The sequence below is a fragment of the Bathymodiolus heckerae thiotrophic gill symbiont genome, from assembly GCF_900128515.1.
Classification (GTDB): domain Bacteria; phylum Pseudomonadota; class Gammaproteobacteria; order PS1; family Pseudothioglobaceae; genus Thioglobus_A.
Genome location: NZ_FQTP01000061.1, coordinates 1 through 8,914, shown reverse-complemented (window position 1 = coordinate 8,914; position 8,914 = coordinate 1). Strand labels below are relative to the sequence as shown.

Below are 8,914 nucleotides of genomic sequence, written 5' to 3'. Positions count from 1 at the left end.
CATCAAAACACTAGGTATAGGAAGAACAACTTTTTATCGCCATTTTCCTCCGAAAAGCATAGAAATCATCAGACCACAGAAATAATCAGAATCCTATGTCGCGTTTGGTACCTTTATGCAGAAAGACTCAATTTCTTGCTAATTTAGATGAATTTATAGTAAGTAAGAACCCACCTGCAGTTGATGTGCCGAATGAAGACTCACCTGCAGTGATTATCCTTCCTAATAATGCCCTATATAGTTCTTTTTATAATGCAAAGTTGATTTCTGGTGAGAAAACGAGTGAAGATATATCAAATCTATTTGAGGAAGTAAAGTTAAACGATAATAGCATTCAAAATTATCATCGGGTTAAATCGAGTTTATTTGAAAGTATGTTAGAAGAGATTCGTTAGTTTTATAAAGTAGGTGGTTTAGTGGTGCAAGAGAAAAGGAGGGTATATGTATTTAGCTTCTTCTTAGTCATTGTGGGATACACTATTTAGGAGTTAAAAATTAAAGTTTAACTCACTAAATAGTGTATCCACATCAAATATGATGACCATTATCATCACAACCCCTTACTGCACACCCAATGCTTTATAAGCCGCATCAACAGGGTCAGCATAAAAACTGATCTGGAATTTAGCAAATAACTCGGCGGGTACCGTTGGTATATCTGATGCGGATGACATTGGCAATAATATCTTTGTTGCGCCACTGTCCATTGCCATTTGCATACTGTCAGCTAGGTCTTCTACAGGGTTAACCGCGCCTCCTAAGGTCATATTACCTAAAACCACCATTTTCTCTTGAATGGGCCTTTTCATTAGCACAGAACAAAAGGCGATAAAGGCGGCTAAGCTGGTTTGTGTACTGGCACCTGAATTGTGTAATTCAACAATATGCAGGTGAAATTCAAATTCAGAGAATTTATCCGCTTGGGTAATTCGACTTAAGTTGCCTTTAAAATAATCAAAACCAACTCTAATCGCTTCTCTTGCAACCGTGCTAGAACCAAAACCTGTTGAAGTATGCTTTCCATTCCCTGACATCATCTGTGTTTCAAATCGGTACAATCCAAGCAAGCCTGTATTGCCTTTTGTCACTAAATGCACAACACCAGGGTTTTCCAATCCTTCAGGAATAAGCTTACTACCGCCTTGCTCAGGTACATTAACAAAGAATTCTTCTAATGATTCATTATCAAGATAGCTAAAGTGAACATCGTAAAATTCCATGCCACCAATTTTCTTTAATTGCTCTTTAATTCGACGCCTGACTTCTAAAGCATAAACCAAGCATTCTCTGACATCTTCCTTCTCAAATTGACTACTCGGGTGTAGTAATTTTAAGAGTCCTGATGTAGTACGTCTAACGGCAATCACATCACGTTGATTTAAGTTATTACCTAATTTGAAATATTGATCAATGGCATCCGCAAAATTACGCTTGCGCATTTCTCGCATATATTCAGCCAAGTAATCAGTAATCAATCCATAGCGATTCGTAAAAAACTCAGGACGCATTTTAGGGATTTCCCATCCAGGAATATAGGCATGGAAGCGATCAAAAAAAGCGGTATCAATCATTGCCGCAGGAAAGGGCGATAACAAGTGACTGGTTTTTACCAAGGTCTCTACGCTTTGATTGATATTACCGATAAACACCATCGATGCACTGGCCTCAATAGAATCACGACCTCTGGAAAAGGATCCCGAAGCCATGTAATCTTTCATAATTTGAATCCCATCATTATCATGAAAGTTAATGCCAGCCACTTCATCAAACGCCACCACATCCCACATGCCGACTAGCCCAACTTTACGGCTACTCATATTGTAAAAAAGATTAGCAACCGTTGTCTGTCCGCCTGAAACTAACAAACTATTAGGCGAGCATTCTTTGTACACATGGCTCTTCCCTGTTCCTCTTGGGCCTAGCTCACACACGTTATAGTTATTTTCCACAAAGGGAATCATGCGGGCTAAAAGATGCCATTTTGCCCGCAACTCTAAATTAGCAGGCTCCATACCGATGGATCTTAAAACCAAATCCATCCACTCTAAAGTGGTAAATTTCTCACGCGCGGTAAAGAGTTCATCCATATCCATATTAGGCATTTGGATAGCCTTTAACGACATAATCGAAAAAGGAGATGATTTCTGCCCTTCTTCAAAGAAGTGCTGCAAAGTGATAATGCACCATATCCCGCCCGTAAATAACTTCTCGTTTTCTTTTACTATATTAACGGGAACATACGCATTACTAAGCCCTAAGTTTGATAAATTAGCCTCGTAAATATCTTTAGACTCATTCAGCTTTACACTGACTTTATCAATCACTTTATAAGTCCCACGCTCCCGAATAAGTGACTTCACCTTTTCCGCTTCATCAGGACGCACATAGTTTTCGGCTAAAACCTTTTTAACATTTTCCAGCCCCTCACTGACCACTTCCTCATCATCTGAAGCACAATACATTCCCAGCAAATATTCCAAAACATACACAGGAACATTCACCCCTTCTTTTAGCTGCTTAGTTAAATCCTTTCTAACCACACGCCCTTTAAAATAACGGTTGAGTAGTGTATCTAAATCTTCACTGGGGTTATTTTCAGGATCAGTATTTTCATTCATCAATTCATTACTCATTAGAAAAAGTCATCGCTAAAGGCTAAATCAATCGTTACCGCATATTGGCTGTAACGTGTTTGTGTTGTGCTGTTTTCTAATACTAAGGTATAGGACGCATGGCGATCAAATTGTGAACCGATTAATTTTAAACGTGCATCACGGGTACGCTCATCCATAGAACTACTTTGACTATCAAACTTTAAAGTCTCACGACTAGACACTTCTTGGCCATCGCTATTAATAATAAAAATATCGACTTGCCTTGGAATAAATTGTTCACCTACAGCATCCGTTTGAATAAAGCTGATTTTATCAATATTATTGACTACTTTAATAGGCTGATTCTTAACCACGATACCCACCGGCTGCTTTTCGTTTTTCTGCATTTTTTCACCACGCAAAGCACTAATAGTCATGACCGGCACGCAGATTTCCTGCAACATTGCACCACCATGTACAAATCGAGCTCCCCCCATAAAGTGAAATCGCTGTGCGCCTTTAGGAATTAAAAACTCCGTACCTGCAATCGTCCCTTTCCAGCAGCTCTCATTAGGCGCTAAATTATCTCCAAGAATATAGCGCTTCTTTGCCTCAATAGTGCCTGTAGGCTGTACAGGAAGAACCGTTTTATCCGCTGCAGATAAGGCTTTTTGTTGAAATAGAAAACCATGATCCGCCGTGACTAAAACCCGACTTCCATTTAAACGATTAATCACCCGCCCCACTAAATTTTTCAATTCATTAATCGCATCGCGGCAGGCTTCAAAGGTTTTTTCTTCCGTTGCTAATTTATCGCCGATGGCATCAATGGTATCGTGATAAATATAAACCACCTCTGCATCTCGTACCTGCTCACGTCCTTCCTCGTTACTCCAGTTCATTAAGGTTTTAGAGCTGACTGCCATGCCTTTTACCTTAGCTAAAATAGCATTTCTATTATCTAAACCTTGGGTCGATTCTCCATCCGCCAAAACAACTGCATTTTGTCCTGCTCCATAGGATAGTTTTTTATGCGGTAACAAGGCGGCCATACCTAATTGAGTATAACTGGGTAATACACCTAACTGAGATGCTAAGCTTGCTTTAAAACGTTTCTCACGGTTAATACTAAAAGCAAGTTCATGTGCGACTTCATAACGTAAGGCATCAGAGATAATCACGAAAACACGTTTTAATTGCTTCCCTTTCAGAGGAATAGCCACTTGTTTACTATAAAAATCTTGTTGTGCCGGTACACCTCTTAATTTCCATTGCTCTAAAGTCTGTTCATTTTCTAATAAACGATCCCACGCTAAACCTAATGCATAACAATACCAATGCGTATAAAGGTTTTCTATCGCCTCATCTAATTCACGTAAAATATCCGCCCCTTTACTTAAAACAGCAGCGACATTTTCATTAAATAAACGATAAGCTTGATCAAATAAATAAAGCTCATCGGTATAAGCGCTATACATTGCTTGAGCAGAATCAAAATAGAAACCATCAACAAACTGCTGACGTAAATATAATAACTTCTCAGCCTGACGTAAAGCCTCATAAAGTGCCTTATATTCAGGACGAGACAAACACCAATGACTGACTAAACGCCGCGATAAAATACGTTCAAATTGCACCCGATCTAAACGCTGACTGACATCCAACAAATCATGAACCAAGCCTCGAATAATAATTTTATCAATGGCTTCAAAGGTTTCGCATTCCAATAACTGAATAGGCTGATAATCTTTACAACGTGATGCAACTTCCAATTGACCACTTATCATTTCCGCTAGCACATCATGTGCTCCAGCAAAGCTACGGCTATCTCGCCAACTGCTCATAAAGGCTAATGCCGTTGCTTTCCCTGCCCCTGTTTTTAAAACATGATTCAACAACCAATCACGATCACCTGACTCAATTTGACTCCAGAGATCAGTACAAAATAATTTCATAACAAAATCAACGAAGGAAGGCTGACTGTTGGCATAAGAAAACTGTGCGCCTAGTTCTTTCCATAAGGCATCGCTTAGTTCAAATTTATCTAACAAATCAACTAAACTGATTTTATCGCTACCCTCAGCAACAGATTTTGCATAGTCATCCAATAGCCGCAATAAAATATCCGTTAAAGAAGCAGAATCAGATTTCGTTAACACAGCAATCATCTTACGATCTAAAGAGGCCTCATCTTCGTTCTCGGTAACAAAACGTTTTAAAGCAGTCATACGCTGTTTATTACCAAAAAAAGCCTGTCGTTGACGTATATGGCCCCGCAAAGCCATCTTAGGTATGCCCAATTCATTTAACAACATAGAACTGGCATCCGCAAAAAACTGCTCACTGTATAAACGAATATCTAACAAGCAATCACGTTCTGCTTCAGGTTCTGCATACGGAAAATACAGCAAAAATTGCTGAGACGGCTCATCCAATTCAATGCGCTTTTTAATTTCAAAGACCGACACATCCGACATATCCAACAAGCTAACGCCCGCAATTCTAATGGCAGGTATCTCTTCTGAAAAGCTCTGTTCAGAGTCATACCAAAACACCAAACGGCTTTGTTTAAACTTGGCTTCAATGCCTTTTTGAAGTTGTTCTATTTGCATCACTGTTGATCCATTTTTTTAAATAGTTTTGCTTAATGCAAGACCTACACTTGTTAAACGATACTTCTGTAAACGACTAGTTGGTTTATCAGGAAGCATATACTCAATCATTTTTTGCTCTAATAAACCTTTCATAGTACGTTTAAAAGCACCGGTTTTTGTCTTTAATTCTAAATAATTGACTGGGCCTCCAAGTGGGCCTTTTTTTAGCTAACTCTGGCTGTGACTCTGGCCGCTCATCCTTTACATCAACCACAAACTTCTCATAACTCGGTAATTCATTGTTTGTATCAATGCGTTTTTACCCAATGCCCACGCTCTAATATCTGGTCTAAATGGAAATCACACTGATCATTCCAATAAACACGCTTATTTTTAAACTGAACAGTGTTAAATAAAGCCTGATCATAAAGTGGTTTATAACAAGGAATACGCTCCAACTCAGCCTTTACATCAAAATCCACAACAGAATCATCATCTAAATAAAGGCGTAAAATATAATCATCTCTTACTTCGATATTTATCAGCTTCATTTTATTATCCTTTTGTTTAATCGCTGCCATACTCAATAAATTGTTGGGGTTCCTACATCCCCCAATCTACGGTACTTAACCATCAACAAATACCCTTTTCTAGCAAAGCTCCATAGCAAAAACAACGGCCAACCTTAATAAAGCATTCACTCACTAGCATCGCGCGTATAAACTAGACCATAAACAATTTTTGTTTAACTGTTGCCATCAGTGCAGGAGATAAATACATGCCATGCTCTTGCGTAAGCGCTGTTAAATGCTGCCAAACTTGCTCAGCCGTTAATCGATTCCGCTTATTCATTAATAGCAATAAACCCACCGTTCCAATGATTTTAAGCCCTAACTGCTGTGCTTTTTTCCGAGCTAATAAATCATCTAAAACAACAAAATCTGCCGATAATTCTTGTGCTAAAGCCATTGCCGCTAACTCACCTTCATGTAATCGCCCCAACGCACCTTGTACATAAGCTGAACTTGTAACGGACAAAGTTTTTATCTGAATACCATCGGGTAAATGCTCATCGCCCAATTCATTAATCACCTGCTGCGGCACGCTGATTTTATCAACACACTGTATCAAGTCATCTAAACATTGAACTTTACCCAGAAAAATAACCGGACTGGTATTTAAAACAATATTCATGATGCTAAATTATCTATCGTTTCAACATCCTCAAGTACACTTTCATCCGCTACGATATAAGCTTTATCAAAATGCTCTTCCAATCGATAGCGAAAACCCTCAAAGCTTAAACCTGCAATATGGGCAGCACTAGCAAAACTTACTTTTCTAGCGTGGTACAAACTCGCTGCCAAAAAAAACTCAACCGCATGATGGCCTAGGGGTTGTATAACGTCATCTAATTCAGCTTGTAATTCTATTAACATAAATCAGCCTTTTATATTTTGTTAGTAATCAATGTTTTTATCATTCCCATGCTCTGTATTTTTTATCTCAGGTATGGTGCTTAGTGCTCAGTTTTTGACGCTATAATGATAAACTTTACTCCAGCGAAAGTGATTGAATACATTTATCATACGCTTCCGAAAAAGAACTATATGTATGATCAACAATTTCTACACCAAACGCAGATAAAATTGATAGCTTTGCTTCATCATCAACAGACTGTTTAGTATCCGAACACCGGTGAAATATAGTTTGCCCCACAAGAACTCCTTTTTTTCTTAGCTTTTGTTTTTCCATAAGCAAATTCCAGAGGTGATTTTCCGTATAGTCAAAACTAAACCCTACAATATGAACGTCATGCTCAAGAAATAAATCAACCCAAGTTTCGACATCACCCTTTGTTTTTACCTTCTTTCCACTATATTTTGATAGATACGCCCTACCATTCCTTTCTTTTACTTTTGTACTTACTCCAATTGTCAGGAAGTTTCGTATTTTTTGTATATACTTTGAATATTGCTCATGCCCGAGCATAATACTGTTTTTAGCACCTATATCTCCATGTATATGCCATATATGCCGATCTCCCAAACTATACCGCCTAAATAAACTATAGGTAGTTTCTTGTGCAGGCTTATTAAGTTTCCATTCTGCTCCAGTTGCCTCTTCGAGGCTGTAGTCATAATTAGTAGTAAGAATATGTTGGAAACCTAACTCCATTACATCCACATGGTGCTTATTTGATGATAGCTCCTTCACCAATGATTCTGAGACAAGCTCATTCAAGTTACGTTTTTTTGAGCTATTTTTAATTTCTTCAAACCAAAGAGTAAATGGCTTTGCTTTGCGTACCATTTCTTCATGCTGCGTTTTGGCATCACCAGCTAGTCTATTTAATAACGAATTCCAGCTAGCACCACCGTCAGATACCAAATTGAGCCCATTACCTATAAACAAGATTCTAGCCATTAGGCCTTCTTCCCCGTCACAGCTTTCACATCCGCTAACAAATCCCCAAACTTACCGTAATTAACCTTAACGCCATCATCTAAATCTAAGCTAATACGCATATCGGCGGCGTGTTTTAGTTTATCGTCAAATTCGCTGAGTTCGGTTTGTTTTTTCTCTAATGCCGTGAGGGATTTTTTATGGCGATTGGCTTCGGCGGTGCTGCTGGCTTCTTCGATTTGTTTTTGTAACACCATGGCGGAAGATTCGTATTTGCCTAATAACGGGGTGACGTATTCGGTGCGCATGCGAGATAAAGTGCTTTCGTTGTAGCGGTGTAGGTACACGAGGCATTCAAAGGCTTTTTGTTTACCTGAGCTGAATAGCCAATAAATCGGGCGTTTTTTGTAGGTTTTTAGGTGGTCTTTATAGAATTGGGTGGATAGATAACGGCGGATTGCGTCTAAGCTGGTTTCGCTGTTTTTGAGTTTTATCGCGTATAAACCTAGGCTTTCCGCGATGAAGTCTAAGTTTTGTTGTTGATTTTCTTCTCCCCATGCGGCACGCACAAACTCGGCAAAACGTAGAGTGGCATCGTCGGCGAACCATTCTTGGTCGGTTAGCGGGATTATTCCGTCGTTATCGGGTAGGAAAGGATTTTCAGCGTCGCTTGGGCTAGCGGCTTTATCGCGTAAGCCATCATTTGTGGCTTCGATTTGTTGGGTTACGCTATCGCTAACCCAACCTACAGGTTCTGCTTGGGAGTCATAGATTGTGTTGAAGTCTTTATTGCCTGCGTGGGCGTAGATTAAGCCTGCTTTATCTAGGCGATACCGCCCCATCATGCAGCCGATAGCGTAGCTGATGAGTTCGGCGAGGGTATCGGATTGAAAGCGGTTTTCTAGGGCAGCCTCGGATAGCTTGCCGCCATAACGGTATTTGGGATTGACGGTTAAGGTAATCTGCTCTAAAGGCACATCAGGGGTGAGTTCGCCTTGTAAGCCATAGGCATCAATAAACAAGCGGTTGTTTTCTTGTTCGAGGCTTTGCATTTCGGTGATGGTTGCACGGTTTTGGGCTTGCCATTGTGCATACCGTTCAGCCAATGAATCCATAGCATCGACTGGGTTAGCGGCTTTATCACGTAACCCAGCATTTTTGGCTTCGCTTTGCTGGGTTACGCTATCGTTAACCCATATATGGACTCCTCAATTATTGCAAGCCAAGTTTTCAAATTTTGGTGATATCAACAGTGAACAAGATTGCAGCCATATATTCGGTCTCTAACAGAGACTTTATTTGCCTCAGGACTCCTGATGA

Annotated in this window: 7 protein-coding genes and 2 pseudogenes; 1 reads left to right on the top strand and 8 read right to left on the bottom strand. The window is 39.6% G+C overall.

Annotated features, from left to right (window positions below; all coding sequences use genetic code 11):
• The first annotated feature begins 95 nt into the window (after positions 1-95).
• Positions 96-395: a hypothetical protein gene (locus tag BTHERMOSOX_RS07835; RefSeq protein ID WP_138120533.1), complete on the top strand. Its 300-nt coding sequence runs from the start codon at positions 96-98 to the stop codon at positions 393-395.
• Between the two features lie 165 nt (positions 396-560).
• Here BTHERMOSOX_RS07835 and brxL read toward each other — a convergent pair whose 3' ends face one another.
• From brxL to BTHERMOSOX_RS07800, 8 genes and pseudogenes are all read right to left on the bottom strand, one after another.
• A complete protein-coding gene (brxL, locus tag BTHERMOSOX_RS07830) occupies positions 561-2,633 on the bottom strand; it encodes a protease Lon-related BREX system protein BrxL (protein ID WP_138120532.1) in 2,073 nt (690 codons plus the stop codon).
• On the bottom strand, positions 2,633-5,206 hold the full coding sequence (pglZ, locus tag BTHERMOSOX_RS07825) for a BREX-1 system phosphatase PglZ type A (protein WP_138120534.1): 2,574 nt from the start codon (positions 5,204-5,206) through the stop codon (positions 2,633-2,635). The genes brxL and pglZ overlap by 1 nt, the downstream gene beginning before the upstream one ends.
• Before the next feature lie 18 nt (positions 5,207-5,224).
• Positions 5,225-5,368 (bottom strand): annotated as a pseudogene (locus BTHERMOSOX_RS12000) (Fic family protein); the annotation flags it as partial.
• Between the two features lie 128 nt (positions 5,369-5,496).
• Positions 5,497-5,739: a DUF2442 domain-containing protein gene (locus BTHERMOSOX_RS07820; protein ID WP_171004697.1), complete on the bottom strand. Its 243-nt coding sequence runs from the start codon at positions 5,737-5,739 to the stop codon at positions 5,497-5,499.
• 172 nt (positions 5,740-5,911) lie between these two features.
• Entirely contained in the window at positions 5,912-6,382 is a 471-nt protein-coding gene (locus tag BTHERMOSOX_RS07815) for a PIN domain-containing protein (protein WP_138120530.1), read from the bottom strand.
• Positions 6,379-6,627 (bottom strand): hypothetical protein, encoded by a 249-nt coding sequence (locus BTHERMOSOX_RS07810; protein WP_138120529.1) that lies wholly within the window; start codon positions 6,625-6,627, stop codon positions 6,379-6,381. Before BTHERMOSOX_RS07810 ends, BTHERMOSOX_RS07815 begins: the two co-directional genes overlap by 4 nt.
• 115 nt (positions 6,628-6,742) lie before the next feature.
• Positions 6,743-7,615 carry an SIR2 family protein gene (locus BTHERMOSOX_RS07805; protein ID WP_138120528.1) on the bottom strand — a complete coding sequence of 291 codons (873 nt, stop codon included), beginning with the start codon at positions 7,613-7,615 and terminating at the stop codon, positions 6,743-6,745.
• Positions 7,615-8,463 (bottom strand): annotated as a pseudogene (locus tag BTHERMOSOX_RS07800) (hypothetical protein); the annotation flags it as partial. The pseudogene BTHERMOSOX_RS07800 and the gene BTHERMOSOX_RS07805, both read right to left, overlap by 1 nt.
• Positions 8,464-8,914: the final 451 nt, after the last annotated feature.

Bases quoted from the DNA above. Each gene is read 5' to 3' on its own strand.
- BTHERMOSOX_RS07835 (WP_138120533.1), top strand. From the start codon at position 96: ATGTCGCGTTTGGTACCTTTATGCAGAAAGACTCAATTTCTTGCTAAT.
- brxL (WP_138120532.1), bottom strand. From the start codon at position 2,633: ATGAGTAATGAATTGATGAATGAAAATACTGATCCTGAAAATAACCCC.
- pglZ (WP_138120534.1), bottom strand. From the start codon at position 5,206: ATGCAAATAGAACAACTTCAAAAAGGCATTGAAGCCAAGTTTAAACAA.
- BTHERMOSOX_RS07820 (WP_171004697.1), bottom strand. From the start codon at position 5,739: ATGAAGCTGATAAATATCGAAGTAAGAGATGATTATATTTTACGCCTT.
- BTHERMOSOX_RS07815 (WP_138120530.1), bottom strand. From the start codon at position 6,382: ATGAATATTGTTTTAAATACCAGTCCGGTTATTTTTCTGGGTAAAGTT.
- BTHERMOSOX_RS07810 (WP_138120529.1), bottom strand. From the start codon at position 6,627: ATGTTAATAGAATTACAAGCTGAATTAGATGACGTTATACAACCCCTA.
- BTHERMOSOX_RS07805 (WP_138120528.1), bottom strand. From the start codon at position 7,615: ATGGCTAGAATCTTGTTTATAGGTAATGGGCTCAATTTGGTATCTGAC.